The 24,809-nt window shown below is 34.3% G+C and carries 34 protein-coding genes; 6 read left to right on the forward strand and 28 right to left on the reverse strand.

Going from position 1 to position 24,809, the window contains the following annotated elements; all coding sequences use genetic code 11:
• Positions 1 to 2 precede the first annotated feature (2 nt).
• The 5 genes from Q0829_RS19210 (at position 3) to Q0829_RS19230 (ending at position 7,061) form a co-directional block, all read left to right on the forward strand.
• A complete protein-coding gene (locus Q0829_RS19210) occupies positions 3 to 1,055 on the forward strand; it encodes a hypothetical protein (protein ID WP_298546108.1) in 1,053 nt (350 codons plus the stop codon).
• A gap of 176 nt (positions 1,056 to 1,231) precedes the next feature.
• The gene (locus Q0829_RS19215) at positions 1,232 to 2,179 is read left to right on the forward strand and encodes a hypothetical protein (protein ID WP_298546109.1); all 948 of its coding nucleotides are present in this window, start codon (positions 1,232 to 1,234) and stop codon (positions 2,177 to 2,179) included.
• 226 nt (positions 2,180 to 2,405) lie between these two features.
• A complete protein-coding gene (locus Q0829_RS19220; RefSeq protein WP_298546110.1) occupies positions 2,406 to 3,362 on the forward strand; it encodes a hypothetical protein in 957 nt (318 codons plus the stop codon).
• Between the two features lie 235 nt (positions 3,363 to 3,597).
• Complete coding sequence (locus tag Q0829_RS19225; protein WP_298546111.1) at positions 3,598 to 4,815, forward strand: hypothetical protein; 1,218 nt, start codon at positions 3,598 to 3,600, stop codon at positions 4,813 to 4,815.
• 149 nt (positions 4,816 to 4,964) lie between these two features.
• Positions 4,965 to 7,061, forward strand: a complete 2,097-nt coding sequence (locus Q0829_RS19230; RefSeq protein WP_298546112.1) for a hypothetical protein — start codon at positions 4,965 to 4,967, stop codon at positions 7,059 to 7,061.
• A gap of 27 nt (positions 7,062 to 7,088) precedes the next feature.
• Here the strand turns inward: Q0829_RS19230 and Q0829_RS19235 are convergent, their stop codons facing one another.
• The 28 genes from Q0829_RS19235 to Q0829_RS19370 form a co-directional block, all read right to left on the reverse strand.
• A complete protein-coding gene (locus tag Q0829_RS19235) occupies positions 7,089 to 8,072 on the reverse strand; it encodes a hypothetical protein (protein WP_298546113.1) in 984 nt (327 codons plus the stop codon).
• A gap of 5 nt (positions 8,073 to 8,077) precedes the next feature.
• Positions 8,078 to 8,617, reverse strand: a complete 540-nt coding sequence (locus Q0829_RS19240; RefSeq protein WP_298546114.1) for a hypothetical protein — start codon at positions 8,615 to 8,617, stop codon at positions 8,078 to 8,080.
• A 13-nt stretch (positions 8,618 to 8,630) separates the two neighbouring features.
• Positions 8,631 to 9,125 (reverse strand): D-Ala-D-Ala carboxypeptidase family metallohydrolase, encoded by a 495-nt coding sequence (locus Q0829_RS19245; protein ID WP_366893614.1) that lies wholly within the window; start codon positions 9,123 to 9,125, stop codon positions 8,631 to 8,633.
• Positions 9,112 to 9,270: a hypothetical protein gene (locus Q0829_RS19250; RefSeq protein WP_298546198.1), complete on the reverse strand. Its 159-nt coding sequence runs from the start codon at positions 9,268 to 9,270 to the stop codon at positions 9,112 to 9,114. Before Q0829_RS19250 ends, Q0829_RS19245 begins: the two co-directional genes overlap by 14 nt.
• Complete coding sequence (locus Q0829_RS19255) at positions 9,257 to 9,583, reverse strand: hypothetical protein (protein WP_298546115.1); 327 nt, start codon at positions 9,581 to 9,583, stop codon at positions 9,257 to 9,259. The genes Q0829_RS19250 and Q0829_RS19255 overlap by 14 nt, the downstream gene beginning before the upstream one ends.
• 4 nt (positions 9,584 to 9,587) lie before the next feature.
• Positions 9,588 to 10,220 (reverse strand): glucosaminidase domain-containing protein, encoded by a 633-nt coding sequence (locus Q0829_RS19260; RefSeq protein ID WP_298546116.1) that lies wholly within the window; start codon positions 10,218 to 10,220, stop codon positions 9,588 to 9,590.
• 11 nt (positions 10,221 to 10,231) lie between these two features.
• Positions 10,232 to 11,017 (reverse strand): hypothetical protein, encoded by a 786-nt coding sequence (locus tag Q0829_RS19265; protein ID WP_298546117.1) that lies wholly within the window; start codon positions 11,015 to 11,017, stop codon positions 10,232 to 10,234.
• Positions 11,018 to 11,023: 6 nt separating this feature from the next.
• Positions 11,024 to 11,443 (reverse strand): hypothetical protein, encoded by a 420-nt coding sequence (locus Q0829_RS19270; RefSeq protein WP_298546119.1) that lies wholly within the window; start codon positions 11,441 to 11,443, stop codon positions 11,024 to 11,026.
• Positions 11,349 to 11,708 carry a hypothetical protein gene (locus tag Q0829_RS19275; protein WP_298546120.1) on the reverse strand — a complete coding sequence of 120 codons (360 nt, stop codon included), beginning with the start codon at positions 11,706 to 11,708 and terminating at the stop codon, positions 11,349 to 11,351. Before Q0829_RS19275 ends, Q0829_RS19270 begins: the two co-directional genes overlap by 95 nt.
• 32 nt (positions 11,709 to 11,740) lie before the next feature.
• Positions 11,741 to 12,070, reverse strand: a complete 330-nt coding sequence (locus Q0829_RS19280) for a hypothetical protein (protein WP_298546122.1) — start codon at positions 12,068 to 12,070, stop codon at positions 11,741 to 11,743.
• Positions 12,071 to 12,078: 8 nt separating this feature from the next.
• Positions 12,079 to 12,318 (reverse strand): hypothetical protein, encoded by a 240-nt coding sequence (locus Q0829_RS19285; protein WP_298546124.1) that lies wholly within the window; start codon positions 12,316 to 12,318, stop codon positions 12,079 to 12,081.
• Between the two features lie 5 nt (positions 12,319 to 12,323).
• Positions 12,324 to 12,752 (reverse strand): hypothetical protein, encoded by a 429-nt coding sequence (locus Q0829_RS19290; protein ID WP_298546126.1) that lies wholly within the window; start codon positions 12,750 to 12,752, stop codon positions 12,324 to 12,326.
• Entirely contained in the window at positions 12,749 to 13,237 is a 489-nt protein-coding gene (locus Q0829_RS19295; protein WP_298546127.1) for a peptidoglycan-binding protein, read from the reverse strand. The genes Q0829_RS19290 and Q0829_RS19295 overlap by 4 nt, the downstream gene beginning before the upstream one ends.
• A gap of 41 nt (positions 13,238 to 13,278) precedes the next feature.
• Positions 13,279 to 13,800: a hypothetical protein gene (locus Q0829_RS19300; protein ID WP_298546129.1), complete on the reverse strand. Its 522-nt coding sequence runs from the start codon at positions 13,798 to 13,800 to the stop codon at positions 13,279 to 13,281.
• A 10-nt stretch (positions 13,801 to 13,810) separates the two neighbouring features.
• Positions 13,811 to 14,305: a hypothetical protein gene (locus tag Q0829_RS19305; RefSeq protein WP_298546131.1), complete on the reverse strand. Its 495-nt coding sequence runs from the start codon at positions 14,303 to 14,305 to the stop codon at positions 13,811 to 13,813.
• A complete protein-coding gene (locus tag Q0829_RS19310; protein ID WP_298546132.1) occupies positions 14,302 to 14,760 on the reverse strand; it encodes a hypothetical protein in 459 nt (152 codons plus the stop codon). The genes Q0829_RS19305 and Q0829_RS19310 overlap by 4 nt, the downstream gene beginning before the upstream one ends.
• Before the next feature lie 10 nt (positions 14,761 to 14,770).
• Positions 14,771 to 14,959 (reverse strand): hypothetical protein, encoded by a 189-nt coding sequence (locus tag Q0829_RS19315; protein WP_298546134.1) that lies wholly within the window; start codon positions 14,957 to 14,959, stop codon positions 14,771 to 14,773.
• A gap of 2 nt (positions 14,960 to 14,961) precedes the next feature.
• Entirely contained in the window at positions 14,962 to 15,465 is a 504-nt protein-coding gene (locus Q0829_RS19320) for an N-acetylmuramoyl-L-alanine amidase (protein WP_298546136.1), read from the reverse strand.
• Between the two features lie 38 nt (positions 15,466 to 15,503).
• Positions 15,504 to 15,962 (reverse strand): TIGR02594 family protein, encoded by a 459-nt coding sequence (locus Q0829_RS19325; protein ID WP_298546138.1) that lies wholly within the window; start codon positions 15,960 to 15,962, stop codon positions 15,504 to 15,506.
• A gap of 5 nt (positions 15,963 to 15,967) precedes the next feature.
• Positions 15,968 to 17,683, reverse strand: coding sequence for a hypothetical protein (locus Q0829_RS19330; RefSeq protein WP_298546140.1), 1,716 nt, complete (start codon positions 17,681 to 17,683; stop codon positions 15,968 to 15,970).
• Positions 17,680 to 18,435, reverse strand: a complete 756-nt coding sequence (locus Q0829_RS19335) for a hypothetical protein (RefSeq protein ID WP_298546142.1) — start codon at positions 18,433 to 18,435, stop codon at positions 17,680 to 17,682. The genes Q0829_RS19330 and Q0829_RS19335 overlap by 4 nt, the downstream gene beginning before the upstream one ends.
• 30 nt (positions 18,436 to 18,465) lie before the next feature.
• Entirely contained in the window at positions 18,466 to 18,924 is a 459-nt protein-coding gene (locus tag Q0829_RS19340; RefSeq protein ID WP_298546143.1) for a hypothetical protein, read from the reverse strand.
• Between the two features lie 25 nt (positions 18,925 to 18,949).
• Positions 18,950 to 19,177 carry a hypothetical protein gene (locus Q0829_RS19345; RefSeq protein ID WP_298546144.1) on the reverse strand — a complete coding sequence of 76 codons (228 nt, stop codon included), beginning with the start codon at positions 19,175 to 19,177 and terminating at the stop codon, positions 18,950 to 18,952.
• On the reverse strand, positions 19,161 to 19,946 hold the full coding sequence (locus Q0829_RS19350; RefSeq protein WP_298546145.1) for a hypothetical protein: 786 nt from the start codon (positions 19,944 to 19,946) through the stop codon (positions 19,161 to 19,163). The genes Q0829_RS19345 and Q0829_RS19350 overlap by 17 nt, the downstream gene beginning before the upstream one ends.
• 25 nt (positions 19,947 to 19,971) lie before the next feature.
• A complete protein-coding gene (locus Q0829_RS19355) occupies positions 19,972 to 20,706 on the reverse strand; it encodes a hypothetical protein (protein WP_298546146.1) in 735 nt (244 codons plus the stop codon).
• Positions 20,707 to 20,722: 16 nt separating this feature from the next.
• Positions 20,723 to 21,364, reverse strand: a complete 642-nt coding sequence (locus Q0829_RS19360; RefSeq protein WP_298546148.1) for a hypothetical protein — start codon at positions 21,362 to 21,364, stop codon at positions 20,723 to 20,725.
• A gap of 111 nt (positions 21,365 to 21,475) precedes the next feature.
• The gene (locus Q0829_RS19365) at positions 21,476 to 22,384 is read right to left on the reverse strand and encodes a hypothetical protein (RefSeq protein ID WP_298546149.1); all 909 of its coding nucleotides are present in this window, start codon (positions 22,382 to 22,384) and stop codon (positions 21,476 to 21,478) included.
• Between the two features lie 103 nt (positions 22,385 to 22,487).
• Positions 22,488 to 22,658 carry a hypothetical protein gene (locus Q0829_RS19370; protein WP_298546150.1) on the reverse strand — a complete coding sequence of 57 codons (171 nt, stop codon included), beginning with the start codon at positions 22,656 to 22,658 and terminating at the stop codon, positions 22,488 to 22,490.
• A 668-nt stretch (positions 22,659 to 23,326) separates the two neighbouring features.
• Here Q0829_RS19370 and Q0829_RS19375 point away from each other — a divergent pair.
• A complete protein-coding gene (locus tag Q0829_RS19375; protein WP_298546151.1) occupies positions 23,327 to 24,799 on the forward strand; it encodes a tetratricopeptide repeat protein in 1,473 nt (490 codons plus the stop codon).
• Positions 24,800 to 24,809 lie beyond the last annotated feature (10 nt).

The following is a 24,809-nucleotide window of genomic DNA, read 5'->3' on the forward strand; positions in this document are numbered from 1 at the left end:
CCATGAAAAAAGTATTAATCAATCTCACATTAATAAGTGTGTTATTTAATGCGTGTGCACAAAAAAAGCAACAGGCAATACCAATAAATAATACAAAATCAATGAATAATCAAATGATAACAGCAGATAATATTCAAGAAAAAATTTTTGAAAAAGTTCAGCGATTTGCTAAGGAACCTAAATACTTTGTTCGTCCAGCACAGGGAAATTGTGTGTATGAAATTTTAGTCAATGATAAGTTGATGATTCAAGAGTACGGGATAGAACAGTATGCTACCCCTATCGATATCAGTTCTAGTATCCATAGAAGCGGATTACAAACAGTTACAGTACGTTTATATCCTTTAGGAGATGCCATCAAGGATGCCTACGGCGAAGGAGAAACGGTGACAACGCTATTACCAAAAACACAGATGAATGTGCAGGTGGTTAAGTACGATGCTTTTAATATAGATAGTAATCTGGATGCAGAAAAAGAAGTGATTACCCATAGTGCTCCTACCAATAAAGAAGGAAAATTTAAAGGAGCTGGACTACCCTACTATGAATATAACTTTACCTTTGAAGCTGAAGTGCCCTATGAAATAGAAGGGTGGAGCAAAGGACAAGATTTAACCGAGTTTGACAAGGATGAATTAAAAGCACAAATAATATCCTATTACAAAGGAATTCAAAAAATATACGAAACCAAGGATAAAGATGCCTTAGCTCGTTTGATTTATGGTAATTATATAGTACATGCACAAACTAAATATTGGACAAAAGAAGATATTAAAGAAGCTTGGCAAGAAACTATTGAAAAATTAGAATGGGATATTATCGAATATGGTAATGAGGGAGAGTATAAAGATTATGATATGCAGTTTTATGGTAATGGTAGATTGGTCGCCTTAAAACATCCTAGTTTAGAACCTGTAGATTACAGATTACGCGGGTATTCCGGTTTTTGGTTTAAATACAATGATGAAGAAGGAGATGTTAGTGTTCGTTTTATTTGGTATAACCTATACCTACCAGAAGGCGAGACATTAGAGAATTTAAGAGTGATTGATTGATGGGGTATTCTACAAGTACAGTAGCTTAGACTTTGTATCGGATAGGTGGACAAGTTTACAAAAGAGCAAACCTTAATATATTAACAATAATGTTGCAAAAAAAAATAAGGAAAGTCTTTTTAAATTTATTAGTAATACTGAATTTTTATTCTTGTAATTCTCAAGAGTTAAAAAAAATGGAATTCATTGAAAAATATTCCAATGGTAATATTAAAACAGAAGGATATATAACTTTTCCTGACAGCCTAAAAATTGGTAAGTGGAAGCATTACTATAAAAATGGGGAATTAGAAAAAGAATATATATTACCTAGTGGAGAAGCAAAACTTTATTATGAAAATGGAAATTTTAATATCACAGGAAATTTTGAAAATAGAGAAAAACACGGCGCATGGGTAAAATATTATAGAGACAATAAAATAAAAGGGATTCAAAAGTATAACAATGGAACCTTGGAAAGCGAAGAAAAGTACTATGAAAATGGAGGGTTAAAATTCAAATCACTACATCCAAATGGTCTGTATAAAGAATTCCATGAAGATGGAAAAATACATTCAAAAGGTAACCTGAAAAATAATGAAAGAGAAGGTCTTTGGAAATTTTATGATTATGATGGAGAAATTAAGCAAACCATAGAATATAAAAATGGTTTAAAGCACGGGGTAACAAATAATTTACTTTACAATACAAAAGAGACTTTCGATAAAAACAAACTAATCAAAGAAGAGCATTTCTACAATAACAAAAAACATCATTATATAAAAGAACACAAGAACTCTAGTATTTATTTCAAATTTTATCATATAAATGGAAATATTAAGCTAAAGGGTGTTTTAAATCAATACGAAGAATATGTCGGTGTTATAAAAGAATACAATGAAGATGGCGTGTTGAAAACAGAGACAAATTACAAGGATGGACTAAGAGTAGGACTAAAAATAACTTATTTTGAAAATGGAACAATTTCATTTCAGCAAGAATACAAAAACAACATACAAAAAGGTCAATTTATTTCTTATTATCCAAATGGAAAAATTGAATCTGAAGGAATGGCTAATAATCAAAATATTTACGATGTAAAATATTATGACGAAAATGGTAATTTAACCAGAACTTACAAATAAAAACTATTGTCAGCTTCGAATGTATTAGTCTTGCCGATAAGTTGGAGATGAATGTTCTGTTTATTGATTCATTCACCATCTACTAGAAAGCGGGTCATTAGAATTTAAGTGTGATTGATGAGTCCCACGACATGTTTTCAATCAGCGGTCTGTGTGTAAAAAACAAGTTATAAGTGCTAATATGTATATCAGATAATCATAGTAATAAATATAAAACAATATTATAATGTTTAACAAAATAACCTTTGTCCTTTTTTTATTAACAAGCAGCCTATTTTCTCAGGAAAGTAACTATAAAAACTATTTGCCTTTCAAATACGATAACTTATGGGGTATTGTTGATTCTACACAAAATGTTGTTCTTAAACCTTCATTTAACAACATTGATTTTGTAGGTGATTTAGACTATGTAGTACTTGATAATGCAGTGTTATTTGATTTAAATAAAGGAATCTCTACAAAAGCTCTTGGTAGGTTTACAAATGAACTTACTGTAGATGGAAAAATTTATAGTTGTTTTTTAAATGAACAAGAAACAGTTTTAATCAATCATGAACAAAATGACACTATAAGGCTACAAGATAAATATGAAAAGTTGTACAACATTTTTGTTCAAAATCCAATGAATAAGGCTAGTATAAAATATATTTATGGAGAAATTGAAACAGGGCTTGGTAAATTGTACTTTAACAACAGAAAATTAGCTTTAGTAACTCCTACTGCCATTAGAAATTTGGATTTTATAAATGATAATGATAGTTCTAACTATGTGGGATATGTATTTGATTTGGATGATTATAAACTTATTTATACCTATGAAGGTAAACAAATAGCTAAGAAACCTAAGGATAAAAGTACTGAAAACATGTTGAAGATTTTTTCTGAGATCACAGGTGTAAAAAACATAGATCTTAATTGTTTTAATTGCGATGTCCCTTTTATGGCTGGAATGCGCCCCAGACAATATGATTTACCCAAACCATTTGATGTCGAATATATGAATGGGAAGTCAATTGTATCTTATAGAAAAAAAAGAAGAAAAAAGAAAATCCTTATAGAAAAACCAATTGTGAACAAATTCAAAGGTGTAAGATTTTTTTCATTTTCGGGAAAAGCTTTTATAATTGATCATAGATACGTAAAAGATCAAAAATTAATGTACCCTATAGATTTACTTGATTAAAATGTAAGTATCCAATTGTTTATTCATTCCTATACATCAAGTAAAACAAAGAAGCAATTCAATGATAAAAAATCTTGATCCAGTTATGTTTTGGTTTAATTAAAAAACATAATTTGACTCCGAATAATCAAAAAGATTTCCTTATTCAGATCCGGATACACATTTTAGATTATCAAAACAAATTGTGGAGAATTATTGCAGATCCTTTTGAAGTTACTAAACAATAACTATAAAATTGAAAAAACAACGAATTACTGTGTATAAAACAATTAGAGTTACTATAGCTCTTATAATTTCAGTTACCTTCATCTCATGTGCTGATGTGCCATCTATCAAGAAGACCGAATTTCTAACCATTACAGGGGAGAACTTATCGAAATTTTATGATACTGAAGAAGAAAATGACAGTATTGTTGATACTTTAGAAATTAACAAAGCACTACTACAAAAGTCAACAAGTAGAATTTGGGAGCTTAACAATTTTACTGTTACTACTCCTATTAATTTTGATTTGCGAGAGGAAAAAACAGGAACCTTCAAAATTGATTTAGGGAAAGTAATTATTGATAGTAATGAGCCTGAATTTGAAAGAATTGAGGTCGAAGATATTAATGTAGAAGATATGGTATTTCAGGATTATTCTAATTTTTTCTACATCCCATTAAAGAACCGTTCAATTCTAACAGTTGAGAGTATAATTGGACACTTAGAATCAGGAATTGATAAAGAACAAATTTTTTATACCGATAATAAAAGCTTTATTATTTATGGTGACAACAAAAATTTTAATGTAATTCATCTTAATTACTTAGAATCGATCAAAAAGATGGAGGTTTTTATAAGCTATCAAAAATCTGGTCCATTTTCTGATCTATCCTCTCGTGATTTGTTTTCATTAGCACTAACAAAGTTAAAAATGGCTCAAAACTTTCATAATAAGGATAGTCTTGACGAGACAGATAATTGGAACTATGTTATTCCCACTATGTCACGTTATCATAGAAAAGTAGCTAATTTAACTTTCGATGTTATCAAAAAAATCCCTAATAATGTCCCGCTTGAAAAGAAAGTTGAATTAACACTACCTGATTTCGATATAACTATAGATGTCCATAGAGGTAAAAATATAGACACTGTACAACAAGATTTTCAATCATTTAGAACTGCAAATATAGTAAGCCTGCAAACTCGTAAATCTTTTCAAAAAACAACGAATAACTTTATTAAATCAATATTTACAGATTCCGAAATAAATGTATTAAACAGAGCAAACAATAAGTTGTTACTCTCTGATGGTCAAAAGAAAAAAATAGTATTTTTTCATAGAACGAATGATCAACTAATGCTAATATGCGTATCTGATGATTATGAATACTCGGAGTTAGATGATAATATGGATATTTATTTTGAATTGTTTAAAAATTTCGAAAAAGGGATAGATGTTTTTTATTAAAGGTAAAACAAGTTGTGAGATTGAATTGCTAACTCATTTGCAGTTCTAAATATTAGAAAATATAAGTTCCTTCGGATTAGAATGACCCAGAGAATCGAACTAAAACATTTTAGAAAGCGCAAATAAATTAATTTCTGCTCCAATAATTCATGAAAAAACAAATAAACATATCTTTTGAAGACCGCATAGCAGTTTATAAACAAATACTAGAACACGGATCGGTACTTTCAAGACCTCAAAAGAATTGGTTATTACGCAAGCGGGCAGCATACAACGCTGAACCAAGAAAAATCAGCGAAGAACATATTGCCTTACTCGATCAATTAATTCCACTTTTGGGTTATGATTGGAAGGCCTATAGAATGAAAATTTCAACATCTAGAAAGTCTTTCTCAGATAGATATAAATCCATTTTCAATAAATTACAAAAGAGAGAGGAATTAAATTCTCGTGACAAATTATGGTTAAAAGACGTACGCTCTAAGTTTCGATCAGGGTCAAGAAAACTTAGTGAAATAGAGATTCATAAAATGGATCAACTGATTCTGTTATTGGGATATGATTGGCGCAATAATTTGATCAAAGTGTCAAAACGGATGCCTTTTGAGTATCATTTTTCTGAAATTTCAAAAAAGTTAAAAGCGAATCAAACTATCTCAGCGAAAAACAAAAAATGGCTTTGGGAAAAAAGAAAACAATACCACAATCAATCAGATACATTTACTAAAGTACATCGTAGATTATTAGACTCCATAATTCCTTTATTGGGATATGATTGGAAAGAATACGAGCAAGCATCAGCAAAACCAAAGAGTTTCAATCAACATTTTAACGAAGTTTTAAAAAAACTTTCTGACAAAAAGAAATTAAATACACGTCAGAAAAGTTGGCTACAAAGACAAAGAGAATACCTTAAAAAACAACATAGATTAATGACCAATCATAGAATACAACAATTGGATACGTTAATACCAATGCTCGGCTATGACTGGAAAGAGAACAAAACTAAACCAAGGAAAATAACATCTTTTGAAGAACATATAGATCTTTTAAAGATCAGTTTAAAAGAAAGTATTCCTCTTACAAGAAAACAAAAAAACTGGTTATATAGTCAACGAGCCCTTTACATAAAACAACCTGAAAAATTCAAAATTGAGAAGATAAAATTATTAAATAGTCTCAATAATGATTTAGGATATGTATGGAATAAGCTACAACGTCCACCCAAAAAGAAAACTTCTTATAAGCAACATATTAAAGAGATACAAAAAAAGAGGCGGACGGGAGAAAATCTTACCAAACCACAATTGCAATGGCTTCAAGTCCAAAGTACGTCTTATCGTAAGCAACCCAATAGCTTTGATAATGATAGAAAAGAAGCATTAGATTCCTTAATTCCAATCCTGGGTTATGATTGGAAAACGTTAAGAAAACCAGCTCCAGAAAAAAGAACATTGTCAGAGAGTGTAGCAATATTAAAGAAACTTATAGAAGAAGATAAAGAGATCACTCAACGCATTGAATCTTGGCTTTTCAGAACAAAAAAAAGATATGCAAACGATCCTAATTCTTTTTCAAAAAAAGATATTGACCTATTGAATTCTTTGAACCCATATCTCGAACATAAGTGGAATCATTATTACGTTGGCCAGCAGGAACGAAAATCACTAAAACAGCACTGTGAGGAAATAAAAGAAAAAATTAAAGTTGGAAGAAAACCATCTTCACAGGATACTAAATGGCTCTTGGAAATACGAAAAAAATATAGAGATCGTCTGGTAACGTATTCAAAGGAAGAGCTTAAAACATTAAATTCATTAACTAAATATTTAAAATATGATTGGCGTTTATATAAAAAAGAAAGAGCACTCGATGACTTTTTAAAAGAACTTTTAATATCAAAAAAAACGATCACTCCTGCACAGACAAGATTCTTACGACGCAGAGGAATACGTTTTGACAATACCTCTTCTGAAGTATCACAAAACACTCTCAATAAACTGCAAACCCTTAATGAGCAAATAGGGGCAGATGCCGAATTAATTATTGATGAAAAAAAAGCTTTCAATTACAGAATAGCAGCTATTGCAATTTCTTTATCCAAAGAAGGTGAAATTAAGGATGCTCATAAAAAATGGCTTAGATCTCAAAAAGAATTACATTCTATTAATGCTTTTGCTAAAAACAAATTAAGAAAGTTAAATAGTTTATCCATTCTTCTGGATAAAGAATGGACATCGGTTTAGTTCAGTTGTAGAAAATACTTTTAAAAATCACCCTATTTTAAAAGCGGTAAGAAATAAATTCTCATTACTCCCTACCGTCCAATAAGGTACCAATACTCTACTATCACTAGGCGAATCTAAAAACCATTGACGCAGAAAAAGTACATTTCTGTCAAAATTTAGAGGATCTACTTCGGATATAGTCATTAATGTCCTAGTTGCGCTGAAATTATAATTCAGCTTATAAAATTTAGACACTTGAAAAGAAGCTGTTCCACCAATGTTTTGTGTCCATTTTCTATATCTCGATCCACCACCATACATTTGATTAGCAGTTCCATTGATAACAAACAAATGTGATTCTGCTTCAAATAACGGATCAGTACCTAAGTCGCTCACATTAATATCAAACTCACCTATTCCAAAAAGACTAATCCCCTCTATTTCGCTCAAGGTAAAAACGATACTAAAAGAAAGATCATCGCATCTTTTCCAAGGGAAAGCTCGAAATTTTACAACACCTTCGAATTCACTACCTCTATTAATACCCCATAACCCTTTTTCTAAGTTTCTATTCACAATAACTTCTGGACTAATTTGTAATCCTAAATCTAGTACTGATGTTGTTCTTAAATCTACCCAAACTGGATTGATTACTATAATAGCTTCATTTCCAGTATCACCTGAATCTAGCTCACCGTTTCGTACTACAATATTAAATCTACCTTCAGTATCTCCTGCAAATACTACAGCTTCTAATAAGGTAGGATTGATAAATTTTACTTGACTTATAACAACTGGTAAGTCTCCTGATTTTCTAAACTCAGAACTACTTGTTTGTTCTCCAGAGTCTATAGTCACATTTGGAGCGAAGTTGTATCCTTTGATTTGTACTCTTCGTATTCCTTTAACGGGCATTCTAGCTCCACACACCTCTGAGATAAAAGGAGCTAAACCATTTGTAGCATTCTCTTCATTGTTTCTAGTCTGTTGACCTCCTCTTACAAAGCGTTGTGTTCTAATCGTTCTCATAGTATTTATTCAAATTGTGCTGTTTTGTAAAATTGAATACGAATCACTGGAGTTGCATTTTGTTGTACTCCTATCGCTCTAAAATTCTTAAGATTTGTAGTACCCACTAGCTCGAATATATCCCCGTTTCCTAGTCCAAAACCTGAATTAATACTCGGTTGTGATCCGTTTTCTTTGAATCGTATGACTGCTGAGGAATTTGTGCCTGATAGTTCTTTTAAATTTAAAGCTAAGGAACGTTTACTTTTATCAACTTCCACCATAGCTACTATTGACTCTGTTTCATCCAGATCAGGATCTGATATGATGGTAAGGATACCTTCTTCCACCATTAGAGTTGCGGATACAGCTTCTTCTGGAACTTTTAAAGAAATAAGCTCTCCAAAGGAAAGAAAGATATCCTGATAGCCGTTATCATCTTGATCTATTGGAACTAGTCCTACTTCTTTAGCATTTATAAGTACTAATTCCTCTAGATAATTTAGGATGGTCGCGGTATTCCTTCTTTGCGGATATGTCTGTTTTTGAATTCGATCTCTAAGCATATTATTTCTGTTTTTAGACAAAAGGATTGATTGGAGGCTTTGTTCCTGATGGATATCCCCAAGCTACATACTGCCTTTTGGTTTTATCATTATCCAAATGCACAAAGGTTTTACCTACTCCAATACGCTTGAATCCTACCAATTTTGCTGCTACCACAATTTTATTTCTTATGGTGGTGGTAGGCGCTTTGATATCTGCTGCTTGACATTTGGGTATTTTATGTGATGAGTTCGAAACACCTCCAACTTTAGTATTCCAATAGGATGATCTTGCACCGGAGTTAATCATATCGAAAATTGGTAGTTTGGTAACTTTAGCCAACTTTTGAAGCATCTCAATAAATTCCTTGTCCATACATCTGCCAGATCCTTTAATATCAGGGCTTTCAAATTTGGTAAGATCAACTTTTTGTTTTGGTTTTGATTTTAATCTAGTAATAGCAATAGCTCCTATAATGACTACAGAAGCTGTTCCTATTCCAAACCATATATACTTATTCTTTACCACTACAATTACATCTTTCCACGCGTTTACCTTCTTCTTTTATCCTTCGATTACGATCTTGAATATTTCCATATATTCTAATGATATTTACGACCAAAAAAACACCAAAAAGAACGTTCATTGTTATATTTCCTTTATCTGCTTTCATTTTTTTCTTCGTGCTTTTTTAATTTATGTTCTAGTTTTTCGGTGTATACTTCAAGGTCACTTATCCGTTTACGTTGTTTAACGATAATGGCCTTCATCTCCTTATTATTCTTCTCTAATTCGTCAATTCTAACTTCCATTTTTTCAGACCACTTTAGTAAATTGGAAATTACCACATCATTTGCCTGTACATTTAGGTTATTGATTTCAGCTTTTTTAAACTTTTTTTGTGTTCTATGCTGCAATAGGGTTTCTGCGAGCTTCCACAAACCATGCGCTCCCAAAACGATACTTGCTAATTTTAAATATTCCATACGATTATTGTTTCGAATTACTTTTAAACACTGCAATAATGATTACAATGACACTCATCCCCATAATTGCCATTGGAAGCACAATGCTACCTTCTTTTTTATCTAATTTGTTCAGAACAACAATCTGCTCGATCTCCTTCATAATCCTTTTGACCTTGCTGGCGTAGTTCGGATCTGTAGCGTATCCAGCTTTGGCTACTTCTTCTGCAAATCGATACGGATCTTTTCTAAAACCCATTGCATAGCTATATCTGCTATTTTTAAATAACAACCCAGCCCAATCGATAAATGAGAAAAACGGATTAGGGTACGCTCTAAAAGCATCTTTTATTCTATACTTCCATTTACCACTTGCTTGCTGAATTGGATACCCTGGATAAATAAAAGGGAAGTGGCGTGTCGGCACAGACGAATATTCGGTAGTGGTAATTAATTGGCTGTGACCCTGCCACCCTCCGTAATTTCTTCCAGATCCTTTTTTTATTCCAAACATCATATTTCCTTTTGCAGATTTGCCCCAACCAGATTCTAAAGCACTTTGCGCCAAGGCAAAAATCACTGGGATTCCCGTTTTTTCCGATGCCTTTTTAGCATACGGATAGTATCGAAGTACAAAAGTTTCTTTGATAGATGACATAACTCAAATTTTTATGGTACTGGTGGAACATTAAAAATTGGAGTAGCAGGAAACTCCAAAGGGGTTTTGGCAATATAGACGGGAAAGTTAATCGCTACTTCATCCAAATCTGAAGTAAACTCTCCAGTAATACTTAGCGCACCAAATCCACTTAACTGACAAAAAAAGAAATTACCTTCACTTGATTGTGTAGTCCAAGCTATTGTTCCCCCAACACCTAAAGCTACTGGCATTTTTAAAACAATCCCTCCACTTGCAGTACCACCTAATTGTCCAGCTCCGCCAAGCCTTCTTAATCGAAGGTTTTGAGGTACAATCAAATTCCCATTAACTACTGCATATTTGTTCTTATTGTTTACATAAAAAACATCATCAGAATTAATATTCTGATCAATCACTTCTAATACTTCCAAACTGTTTTCACTAATTCCAGTTGATAAAAAAATCCCCGTTAATACCTGAAAACAATCCCCGTCAAAAACTAACTTGTAAATCAAGTCTGTTTTTAAATCACCATTTGCAATAGGAATCAATGATTCCCCATCAAACTTTTTTAATGGTACGGCTCCCTGCTTGTCAATATTTAGTGTAGCTTCATCGGTATTTTCTTCGTGAAATTTTAGTTCCAACGGTAACCCTACTGCATATTCTTTAGTTAATGGTGGATCTAGTACCAGTTCATATACATTGTCATCCGTTCCAGTCGTAACTCCATAACCACCCAAACTATTTTCAAGTGGTACATTGTCTTCTCCTCTTAGAGCTGATATTCTAAAATCTGATTGATAACCTCCCATACCTATTTATTTACTGATTACTAAAGTTCCAAGCGCTACTAAACTTATTCCAAGTAGTATCTTATGTAATTTGCTTCTTTTGATCTTTTTTTCTTTTCGTTTGATACTATCTTCTAATAGTAGAATAGTTAAGTCATTATTATTTATAACCATTGTATAATTCTCTAATTGGTCAGCCTGAAAAGAGATGATACTATCTTTCTTCTGAGTTACTAACTCGAACCTTTTGATATTCAAGGATAAATTATTTACAAGAGAATCATTGTATTTTCCAAGTTCTAGTAGCTTTGCAATCTTGCGCGATTGAGCTATAGTAAAGCAATAATGTTTTTCATTTTCTATTAGTTGTACCTTTGGTACTAAATCTTGAGAAATACTGATATAGCTCGTCATCAGTAAAGTCATCAATAGCACTAACTTTTTCATCTTTCCTTTCTTTTAATTTTTTTATTACTTGGCTATCAACGTTAATCAAAACCGTTAGGCTATCTGCCATGGATTCCAATAGCTCAACCTTACTATCTAATAATTCATTAGTTTGTATAAGTGTCACATTTTCTCGCTTCAATTCTTCAATCTCAATCTTTTGTATTTGATTGGTTACATCATCCTCTGCAGGAATGATAAAGAAGAGCGCTACCACTATCCCTACAATTGCTGTTAAGGGCAGTATCCATTTATAATGTTTCATAAATATTATTTAAATAAGTTTTTAAATGCCCATTATGGGCTTTCTGTTGTCTTCTTTGGAAGAAACCTTTCAACTACAACCTGAAGCAAGAACTTATAAAACGCTGTTGCAAAAAGGAAAGAGATAAAAAGACATAGTACTTTTGATAGTTCATATCCTCTAATACAAAAGACTACCACTGCATATATAAACCCTATGATGAGTACCTGGTATCTGCTTCTCAATTTAATCCCTAACCCTCTGCCTATAAACTCAGGTATTTTATAATAGTTTATGACATACGTAATAAGCATAAAAGAGAATATATACGCCCAATCAAGGGAATTCAAAAAATTTGTAAACTGTTCCAATACGATTTCCATAACTGTTTTTATTTAAGGGTTTGTTTAATTTTTAATACTTCATTTTCTATTGCTGCCAATTGCGAGCTTGGAAATAGGTTTTTAACCATATTAGCCACCACAACAATGGCTACACCAGCTAACAGCATTCCTAAAATGATTTTTAGTAAGGTCTGATTGGTAAGCGTAATTGTTACCTCCGTTTTCAGTCCATCCTTGTCTACTAGTGCATCCAGTAGGGTATTCAGGTTTCTTTTTTTTAGTTCCATCTATCTTAAGCTTTAATAAGTTCATGTATCGGGATTCCCATTTGATACTTATCATAAGTGGCTCTATCAATACCTTCAGTTTTAAAGCGTTTTCTAACCAATGTTTCTGTCTGAGCATCATAAATGCCTGTTATTGTTCCTTTCCAACCATGATGCCTTAAGAGCCAAATCTGCAACCTTTCAACTTCTTTACCTTTACTTCCTTTAGCCAAGAACCAAGTTTTCTTTGCTTCCTGTTTTGGAGCAACATAATTGGTTTCAGCTGTTACCTTTTTAATAGGTTCAGGTGCTATAGTTTCTTCCACAATTTGTCTTTTCTGCAATACAGGCGCTACCTTTTCAGATTTTCCTTTTTGACCTTTTATAAGGTAAACCGCCAAAATGCTAACACCAATGCCAACGCCTGCTATAATCAAATCATTTGTACGTATCATCTCTTTATCATTTTAATTGCTGTTCTCATTCCATCGATATCTTGTTTGCTAAAAGATGTTTTTTGTAAGTGTTTTTTAGCTGCTTTGTTTGTTTTGTTTCCAAACATTCCATCTACTCCATCTTTATTGCTTCCAGAACGCCCTAAATCTGCTTTATAGATTTTACTTAAGTAGGATTGTAAAATCTTTACATCTTTGTAACAAGTACCATACTCCAAAGGATATCCGCTACTATTACACCTAAACCGTGTTGGTCTTCTTGTTATAGCGGGTCTTCTTGTTGTATTGTTGGCAATGGTACTTGCTATTTCGCGATCAAGATCTTCCGCTCCGCTGGGGAACATCTCTGATTTTTTTTTGCTTTTTCTGTAATACCAATACCCAATCCCTGTTAAAGCCAGTGTAGTAACTCCAATTATGATCCATAGACTTTTATCATCATTCTTGGTTTTTTTCGCAATTGGTTTTTTATTTTTTATATCCATAACTTTTTTATTTAATGGCAATATTTTTGCTTTGTAAGCAATCAGACGAGTCTGTAATTTGGTAGTCTCCTAACGGGATCACTAACTAGTTTTTTAATCTCGCTATCACTTAAGAAACTTCTAAGGTGCTGCCACATATCTTTTTTGCCGTGATTAAAATAAAATGCTTTGGATAGACTTGCGACCTGTGTTTTATCTTGTAAGTTTCTAAACACGCGTTCAACTGCTTTTTCATCATCATCAAATACTCCTTTGGCATTCTTCAATTCCAGCGCATACTTTTTAGCAGCAGATGCAGACAATTCCTTGATACGTTTTGTTCCTAACCATTGTTTAACATCTCCTATATAATTCATATTAAAAGGTGCATTCCAATTCGGTTCTGCCACAGGGGTGGCACTACCACCTGTGATTACTTTTACAGGTTTTCCTTTATTTCCTCCGGCTGAGATTGAAATCTTGGTATTACTTTTACTTTTCTTTACAAAAAAGTAAATCCCAACACCCAATCCAGCTATTCCTGCACCTCCAATTACCCACCACATTGTTTTTGTTATTTTCATTATTTTACTTTTATACTGTTCTGTATTCTGGTAATCTCCCGATAATTCCTAACACCTTTTTGATTTCATCTTTGTCAAAGCGATCCTTTAATTGGTCCCTGAGGGACACCTTGTAATCTCTTTGATATGCTTTAGCCACCTGAGATACTTGTACTTTATCCTTTAAGTTTCTAAAAACACTATATATCAATTCTTCATCATCTCCTCCTATATACCATGGTTTAAAACCTTGGTGAATCTCGTTCGCATATCGTGTTGCTGTAGATTCTTTGAGTACAACTATTTTTCCAGAACGAGAATTAAAAACCCTATCCACATATTTAACATCTAAAGCTGCTGCACTTTCTAATCCTTTACCTTCTGGATTCAAACTTTTACTTAATTCTCTCAATAGAGTACTGGCAAGTTTATTTCGCTTTTTACTGCGCAAAGTGATATAGGTAGTACCAACTAATATCAGTCCTACTGCGGATGCGGTGATTTGTAATCCAACTACCTTTTTCATTTGTTCAAAAATTTGATTCCAGCTCCAACCGATCTCCCCATTGGCGTAATCGCTTCAAGATCAGTTACATCTGCTTTCTTTGCAGTATTCCAAAGTATCAGGGCAATAATTGCCAGTAAAAAAGTTAATGTTACAGGAACAGCTATGGATACCACTTTCGAAAGGTTCTTTCCTAACCCCATAAAATTGCTACCTATCTCAGAAGCATCTGCAATAGCTCTTGTGGCTGCACTCGATACATCAATTTTGTTCTTTTGAAGCCACTTATTGAAATCTCCATTGGTGGTACAACTGGATGATCCGTTTGTCTTCCAAGTCACTAGCCAGATTGTTCTTGCGTTATCCTTTCCTAAATCAGCCTTGAGGCTATTAAAATAACCTACCCATAGCTCACAAGGATCATTAGATTCTGGCACTAGAAATGTTTTGTTATGTATGTTGATTTCAATTGGCATAAGAATTATTTTATCTTCTTAAAATGTGATTCGATTGTGATGTAACTTCACGTTTTGAGAGCCCAAGCTCTTCTAAAGTATCTATCAATCTTTTCTTAACTTGTGCTTCTTTGAGGCTGGCTTCTTTCTTATCATACTTTTTATAAATATGCCTACCAATAAGAAAACCTACACCCAATGCTAAAATGGTATTCTTCATTGCTATGCTTTTTTGACTTTCTTAAAAATGTTAATTTCTGGGACACCTATTTCCTCTAACCAAATGGACACATCAAAGGCAGGGTTTTCCTCTCCTTTTTTTGCAGGAGCTTCGTTCAATCCAAGCACTTGGATTTTTGGAAATTTCAGGACGTAAAACTTGACAATAGCCTCCAAGCTTTGTTGCTGCGCGGTAGTACGGCTATCTTTTGATTTGACTCCTTTCTCAGTCCTACCTCCAGCGTAGGCAATATGTTTGCAAACACCAATGATTCCTTGCTTTCCTTCAGAAATCCCCCATAGGTCGACTGTGGTCGGATTGTCTTCTGAAACTAAGGTTTCCATTGTTCCATCGGGCTGGATCAGGTAATCAATACCAGGACGATTAAATCCAAATCCACCAAGTCTTTCCTCTGTAGTATGTAATTCAATAATATCTGCTTTACTTACTGGAATCCCTTCGCCTGATGCTGTACTCTGAATAATTAAATAATCTACTTTTTTCATCTTTTATCATTTTAAATGTTCATTTTTATTTTGTGCTACTATGCAGCATCTAGTATGGGTTTGAATGAAGGTTTATGAATATTTCGATAGCCTAATACTCTATATATTGGGTATGCCTTAATACACACCATATTATTTTGATTCCCACCAAGTACATATACATAGTTACCATCTTGGCTAAAGCCAATAAAAAAACCTACGTGTCCTTTCCAACTGCTTCTACTTTCTCTCCAAAAGACCACTACACTGCCAAGGACAGGGCTAGCTATTTTTTTTCCAACCGTTAACCAAGATCGTGCGGTAAGCTTACCACTGCGTGCGCAGCCCGCTTTTAAAGCGACCCAATTAGCATACGCGCTGCACCAAGCTGTTTCGTCCGTTGTGACCCACTTGTGACCGATCTCTTTAAAATAGGTTAGTATACGGGAGTTGTGGTGGTCACCGACCACTTCTGTAACTCCATATTCTGCTAAGGCTATATCTAATATGCTGTTCATCTTTCTTAGTTTTGAATTATTTGGTTTAAGATGCCCCTATGGGGCTGTTTGTAATAGGTGAGTATGGTAATGGTCTGTTTTCCCGCAATTTTAAATACCCATCCATTTTTACCGTCAATGATAGCTCCGTTCATTTCGAATACTTCTGCTACATTTCCGAAATTCTGAGGATTGTTATAGCTTGAAAAAGAGATAGGCTTTACAAGGGTTGTTCCAGTCACTGTTTCTTCTTCGAGTTTTAATACCCTAAAGCGTTCCGTTCCCGATAAAACAAACTTGACATGCTTAACAATGGCGGGGCTAAACGTAAAATCCTCCCGCTTTCCATAGTACCCATCATTAATAAGTACTTTATTACTCTCCTTGCTATAACTAATGATATTAATAGCTCCATTTGTGCTATCACTACTATAGATCATACCACCAGTAGAATCTATTGCTAAACCTGTACCTACTGAACCTAAAAAAAGCGTATCAATCACCGTATCGGTAGTATCTATTATGGAATAGGAATTATCTACTCTATTCCCTACATAGAGTAATTCATTACTAGGATTATAAACAATACGATACGGATCAGCTCCTACATCAATTTTATCTCTAAGGGTCATTGACCCTAGATCAATTGGGATTACTGTATTGTCTTCAGAAGAAACTACGTATAGGCTATTATTTATAGGATGATATACTGCTGTAGTTAGTCCACTTCCAACATTATCAATAGTATTTGTTACTTGATTGTTAGAATCAATTACTGAAATACTATCATCACCAGAATTGACCGCATAGACCGATCCAGTACTAGGAACTACAGCCGTGTTTCTAGGTGCTTTTCCAACTCCGATCGTTTCTATTACAGTTTCTGTAGTAGTGTCAATGACACTAACCGTATCCTCAGCAATATTAGCCACATACACATTGGAATTAAACGGATTAAAGGTTATAGCAATTGGGCGTTTCCCAACTTGTATCGTATTTACCACCTCCAATTGATTATTAATCACCGTTATGGTATCTCCAATTACGTTTGCCACGTAGACCTTACCAAAGTTTGGGGAACTCGATTGGCTATTCACGGTAAGGTCTACAGGCCCCCAGCCATAGGCTGGATTTGGCAAACTACTGCCATTAGCAGGTACAAGGATAAGAGAAACCAAAACCCCTTCGGTATTTAGTACACTAATATTATTTGATAGCTGATTGGCGATATAAGTAAATCCATTAAATGGATTGACAATGATTCCTTGAGGGTAAATACCAGCTCCTAAACTTGAACTGACGGTTACTGTCCGAAAAACATGATCTGCTACGTCTCCAGGTAATGTGAGACTAAGTGGTGGCTTTTTATTGCCTGCCCACAAACGAACTTCACGTTCTACATCTGAGGTATTGGTAATAGTTAGTTGTGTAGTTTCATATTTTTCCTGAAGCGTTTTATAGAAAACTTCATTGCTTAATTTTATAGCACTTCTATCTAAGCTTTTAAGGGTTCTTTTGAATATTTTTTTAGCAAACGGACGATTTACTTTCGCAAAAGAATCATACTGATCTGCGTGTATCACTTCTGCAACTATAACATCTTCTTCTTGCGAAGGCATATCATCATTATTCTTCTTAGTAGTATCAGTCCGATCCTTATCATCATGATCCAATAACACCCACCAAAGCGCAGCAAGGGTAATCCCTGTTGTTAAAAGTACTATTTCGGTGTTCTTTTTCATTGTGCTAGTCTGTAGGTATCTATAAATTGGACTATATCTTTTGTTCGTTTCACCTGTGTTTCACCCACCAATTCAGGATGCTTGCTGAAAATTTTTGTAGCAGCATATACCGCTTCAATCTTTGGGAAGCCATAATCTAAATAATGTCGAATCCCACATAAATCTGCTGTCGTCTCGCTACGGGTATTTAAAAACCAATGGCATCCTTCGTGAGCCAGTATCGCCACTCGTACAGGAATCGTATAGGTTTTAAACAATCGTTGTGATATCTGAACTCTTGGCATTTTACGATGTATTCTTGCCGGAGTAATCAATTCCTTTCCAAAAGCATCAACGATGCTAGGTAGGTATTGAAACAAAAACTCACCTTGTGAGCTATCATAAAAACCTGTAGGGACGTATCCTGCCTTCTGAGCAAATTGAATCGCAAACTCCATAAACCGTTGTTGTTCCGGAGTCGTCCAAATCTTAGGTTCCTCCATCATCACTACTTTAAAATCAAGAATATCAATACCCTTATCATCACCTGTACTTTTATCATATACTTCCAATTCCAACTCATCTGGAGAAACAGGTAAAGGAATTTTAACACTTCTTTTTTGTCCTCGTCCCAAATAGGCTTTTCTACGGAAATAGTGCGTGTTTGGAGATAAAGGATCGTATACTTTAAATCCTACAGACATCGTCCTAGTAACTTTTACCGTAATAGCAATAGTAAAGCGTTTTCTAAGGGAAGGAATGGGAATGATCATGATCGTTAACTTTGATTACGGTGCTGATATCTATTTCTTCTGAGCTTTATAGGCTAATACTCCAATTCCTCCAACCACAAGGACTCCAATAGCAACATACAGTATTGTGGTAGTGGGATCTTTTTTAGGAGTTTGGTTGGTCGCTTCATTTCCAATTCCTACTCTGAAATCAGAAGGTGTATCTCCTTTCTGATCTGCGTATAATTCTGGCAGTGGTATCGGTGTAGGTTTACTAATAATAGTATCTATTGCCCCACCAATAGCTGCGCCACCTCCTAAGTCCTTATACGCCTGTCCTAATTGCGAGAAGAAGTTTTTTCTCTTTTGTCTTCTAGCAATTCGTTTAGGATTAGCTCGTCTTTTGGCTCTCCTTGCTTTTCTGGCAGCACGTCTTTTAGCTCTTTTCTCTTTACTCCCAAATATGAACTCATCATAGGCTTCATCGTCTAAGTGATCCGTCATTAACATTTCTGTTTCTCCTGCTATCATAATAGTATTCGTTTAGTAATTCTTATTAAATAATATACATCACCTGTAAGGTGGAATCCAATGGATCGAACGATTTGGCATTATGTGGCTTTCCAACAAAAGGGTATGATTTTGCATCTCCCGGAGCTAATGGCACATTATTTACAATTGCCTCGGAATTCCCAATGTTTTTTACCGATGCAAATAGAAACCCTAATGGAATTTCTCCTACATCCGTAAATGCCTGTTCTATAGTATCAGCTAGTACGTCCATTTGCTTCGATTTTAGTTTTCATTTTATATAGTACAAATCCAGTAACTACAAGCCCTATAGCAACAACTCCAATGATGTTTTGTATCTTTCTTTTATTACTTGGCTTTTCTGGTTTCTGCTCATTTTCATCCATTACTTCCATATTGGATGCTATCATATCTTGTGCTACTATCGGTAGTTCTTCCTCTAGCGTTGGCATAGCTTCTTTCGAAGTTCTTCTGGGTGTAACTGGTGCTACGCTACCTTTACGACTTCCATACCTTCTTTTGTAGGGGATGACGATATCCTTGGATACCTTTGGTTGTCCTTTTTTATTTGGAATAGCTGCAGATGGTCTTGTACGCTTCGAAGGATCACCTGGCATAATAGGTGTTCCCTTATAAAGAGGTTTTCTTATCCCTATTTTTGAAATCCCTCTATTTCGTTCTAAATCCCGATGTATCGGGTTACCAAACTTGATAGGTGGCATTCGAAATGGTTTTTTAATAGCCCCCTGTCTTGATACCTGTCTATTTCTAACAGGGCGACTGGTAGGTCTGCGATATCGCTTGTCTAGTGTTCTTACGGGACGTCCCACTGGACGGATTCTACGCCTTTTTCTACCAATTCCAATGGAACGTAATATCCTTGTTTTAGGATGTTTACGAAAGAGTTTTTTTAACCTTCTTCGATTCTTCTTTTTTCGAAGCTTATGACGAATCACATGATGTAAAAACGGATCATACTCGCTAGTGTCATTTTCGTCTATAGCTATTGGGTATTCAATCATATCTTCCTTGATTTACATCATTAAATTATCTATTGGAAATAGGCTGTGGAGCAACATAAGGCGCTGTTTGTCTGGGGGAGTTCGATTTAGCCATTGCAAAACCTACAATTGCTAAAAGTGCAATTCCACCTCCCGCCATCAGCATCGTATTGGTTTGTTTTTTCTTTGCTGCTGCTTCTCTTTCCCTTTGTCTTCTAGCTTCTTCCTCACGTCTTCTACGTTCTGCTTCTTCTCTTGCTCTATGTTCTTCTGCTTCTCTAGCTCTACGTGCAGCTGATTCTCGCATCCTTTGCATCTGCAACTGCATATCTCTTTTAGCTTGAGCTGCTTGTCTTTGTGCAACAGCTTGTGATGCTGCAAGTGCAGCATTTCCACCACCGCTACTTCGTCTACGTCTTTTCTTTTTGAAAAGCCCACCAACAATACCAATGGCTCCTTTTGCAAGCGCTCCCCAAAACGCATCTTCATCCTCGTCTCTATCATCGTAGGAACTGAAATCGCTTTGCTCTAAAGAGAGCATTTCCTTACCTTGATATTGGATATGCACTGTTAACAGATTCCCTAAATCAGCTTCAAATTTTCCATTATCTGATTTTAGCAGTTCCACCACTTCATCGATAATTTGATTTCTACTGGGTGTTCCTTTAAAAACTACCCCATGTATAGCCAACAAACCAATTACGGGTTTGGGTTTGGTTAGAATCAAATGACTGATTAGGTTAATCGAATCATTATATTTTTTTTGAAAACTCTGTTTCATCTCTTTATTTTTTTAATTATGAAGTACCCATACGAGTAGCACCAACTAAATATCCTGCGATAAATACCACACTTAAAAGCACTATTTCATCTTTTCCAAATACGGATGCCTTTTGAGGTTCTGGAATAGTAGAGGCGCTATCGGTATCTTTTTCAGCACCCTTTCTCTGGCGCATTTCATTCCAGACCATTTGCACTTCCGATGCCAACTTTTGATCTTCTGGATTGGCATTAGATTTCTTTACAATACGGTCATAATAGCTTTTAACCTCTTTGTCACTTGCATCTGAAAATTGATCTAAGAAACTATCTTCATCTCCTGATCCATTATAGTTTGAATGACCACATGCTCCACAAAAATTATCTTCACTATTGTAGTTATAATTACTGCAAGAGTTACAGGGCTTTTTCTTTTCCTTTGTATTCAAGGCTAGTATCGCTTTCTTATCTGGATGATGCTGTAGTACTTCTGAAATTAAAGAAGTACCCTTTTTCTGTATCAGCTCTTTAGTTGCCCTTACCAGTGTGTGCAAATCTTTTGGAATTTCATATCCATAATCAAAAATGATCTTACGTATGGGTTCAGGGTTACTCAGAACGATATAGTCAATGCTATTTTGTGCTAAGCCTTTGTTTCTATTTCTCTTCGATATTTTCATAAGCTTTTTAATTAGTGTCTCAACAAGACCAGCCAAAGCCTTGGAATATTCCTAATCGCTTTGGCTGGATCTTGGTTATTAAAAACAGGTGTTACCTGTGCTTATAGGGAACTATCGAAGTCTACGTCTACGTAAACTGGATATTGGATATCTGTTTACGCGTCTTGGTCTACTGTATCTACGTACAGGTCTTCTTCGAACACGTCTTCGTCTACGCGGACGGATTCCAAAAGCTGTAGGTCGTTTTCTTCTACGGATCAAATCGATCTGCGGAAGCCCTGTAGTTCTCGGAACTCTGGACAACTCCGCAACATTATTTCCTTTAAGAAGGTTACCCATATTCGCTCTCGCCTTAATGGTAAACGTGAATACTGCCGTAGTATCTGGATTAACCGTTACACGTAAAGAATCCTGACCCGTAACATTCAGCTCGAAGTTATCATCATCAATAAGCTGTTGGGTAAAGTTCTGTGGAGAAGTTGCATTACGTGGTTGGTATACACGAATGGTATTCGATCCAGTAGCCGTCCTTTTGGTCAGCTTAAGTACGTTATCAAACTGTAATGGGTTTGACACTGAGTACTTCATCCCTGAAATCTTGAAAGGATTCGCTTTACTTTCTTCCTTTACCTCATTGTGACTAGATTCCTCAACATTAACTGTAACTCCTGCAGGCTGTGCTGCATTCTCGTTCCCACCAAACACAATGGCTTCGGCAGCCTCTGCAGATGTATTTCTTACAACTACGGTAAGAGTACGGTCATTGGGATCAATCTTACCTATGGAAGTACGGGTGTAATCATCATAACCATCCTCCTCATAATCATCTACATACTCATCTTCGTATTCCTCGTCATAATCGTCATATCCATCCTCATTGCCTTCAAAGCCTGAATCGAAATCATCTTCTTCATCCTCATAGTCGTCATACCCATCGTGCATCTCCATATCTCCGTCATAATCATCATAACGATCTTCTGCATCGTCTTGATATCTCATTAATTCATCATTGTAACTCATTTCCTTTGATTTTTGCTGTCATAGACAGCGTTTGACTTTTTCCCTCAAATCCCTTCCAAATTTTTTATAACAAATGGCATCCGTGATGCCCCTCTCTAAAGGGTTATCCTTTCTTGTTTGCGACTTGAGGTTCTTTAGCTGCTGCTAATTTTTTAGCTTTTCTCTTATCTAGCATTGGGCGTACATAGAATGCTCCAACTGCGGTAAAAGCTATTGCTGATACAAGGATTACTGCTCCTATAGCTTTGTAATCCAAATCTTTTTCGTTTGCCATTTTCATTATATTTTATGTGACTATTTGGCGATGGTCTCTAAACCTTTGACCGCTAAATTCAGAAGGTATTTTGGAAATTCATTGCACATTCTTTACTACAGTGTTTCAAAAAAATGAGGAAATCAAGAATAATAGGAGTTATGAAATGACAAGGTGTAGCAAAACTTTTTTACCTAAAAATAAATTCAATAGGTAGAAATTTAATTTTAAGGTATAAATAATACTTTATTGATCTTAGTAGAAACAGAAGAACGAATACTATTTTTTTTAAGATTTCAGAATTGAATTCAAGTACAGCAGAATTAGATACTCTTTTAAAATTTTAGAAGAGTATGATTGTTTTGAAAGAGGACCCCGTCTATTGATAAAGTTATATCTGCTAAACAACAACAAGATATACTTAAACAATATTTTATAATTTCCTTACTAGTTTCTTGGACGAGTATACTTGCCTTTTATCTAAAAAGGGAATTTTTCTTAATTGATACCACGCAAAAAAAGTATTATTGCACCCGATTTATAAAAATCACGATAATCTCACACTTATTTATTGCCTTAATTTTTTACATTTTTTTTCGTAAAGAGAAAAAAAGTAAACTTAGATGGTAACAAATACGGATTTCAAGACACTTAAAATAAACCACAATTATTTTTTTAATTAAAAACTTATGAAAGAACAAAAACTACTAATCACATTATTTCTATTTGGCAACCTCTTATTTCCCAAATTTACGAATGCCCAAGAGGTATACGACCCTTGCTCCTACAAATTAGATATGACAGCAGCCTATCTTACCGTAAACCAAAATGCAGATACTGAAATTATAGATGAGATTTCCAATGCTGCTGCAGAATGCATGAAAACTCAGAGTATAATTACAGACTACATTAATGGAATTTTGTTACTAATTAAAAATCCTGATAAGGAAAGTCAAAAAAAAGGATTTGAACTAATAAAATCAGCAGCTGAACACGATTACCTGTATGCTACAAGTTTATTGGGAGATTTATACAAAAATGGTACGGGTGTTTCTTTAAATTTTGACGAAGCATTATTCTGGTATAAAAAAGCTGTTGAATTAGGTGATGAAAAAGCTGCTTTTAAAATCGGATATCTATACCTAAAAGGACTTGGAAGTGTTCAACAGGATTATTTTGAGGCAATTAAATGGTTTGAACAAAGCAAGTATCCAATGGCAAAACATTGGTTAGCTATTTGTTATCGTGAAGGATATGGTGTACAAAAAAACACTGAAAAAGCAATAGATATTTTAAAGAAAAATAAAATTAATAACAGCAAAACATTGCTTACTCAATTTCAAGAAGAAATTATAAGTGAACAAACAAATTCTAACCAAATAGATGCAGATTCATTTGTCCAAGTCTATACTGAAAATCAACAAACCAATAACATTAGCTCAACAAATCAGCACTTTTACATAAGTGATATTACCAATGAATATAAGGGAAGCTTAGTAGTATATGACTGGTCAGGAAAACACATTGTACAATCAGTACCTATTCGATTAGATTTAAAATATGATGCATACGATGATACTCTTGATTATAAACTAATTATAAATGAAGAAACAATAAAGGGAGAAGGATTAGTATATGATACAAGTGCTAGCTTCGAGAATTTTAATATTCAAATAGATAGAAAATATTTGGATCAGTCTTCAAACAACAAAATCAATTTATCTATTTTTTCTATCGATTTTAAGAAAAAGTCCATAGAAGAATTAAATATTATTGTAGGTACATTAGAAGCACATATAAATAATTGGAATGAACCAAGTGCTCCAATTAAAATTATCCTACACCCTTTTTCTGATAATCCAAACTTATCCGATGAAGCTTTGTTAGCACTTGGATCTCAAAGCAATAGTTTTATAAAATTATATCCTAATCCATTTGTAAATGATCTATTAATACAGTACGAATTAAAGGAAAATGCCACAGTATCCGTAGCAATTCAAGGAGTTTCCAATAACATACATAAAAATATAACAACTTCATCTATACAGTCTATAGGAAAGAAGTTATACACTCTTGATGGTAGAGAATTGCCTTCGGGGCTCTATGTAGTAAGTGTAATAGTAAATGGTATAAACCATAACAAATTAATAGTAAAAAAATAAGCTTTTAAAA

It is taken from the genome of uncultured Aquimarina sp., assembly GCF_947492405.1.
In the GTDB taxonomy this organism is placed as follows: Bacteria; Bacteroidota; Bacteroidia; order Flavobacteriales; family Flavobacteriaceae; genus Aquimarina.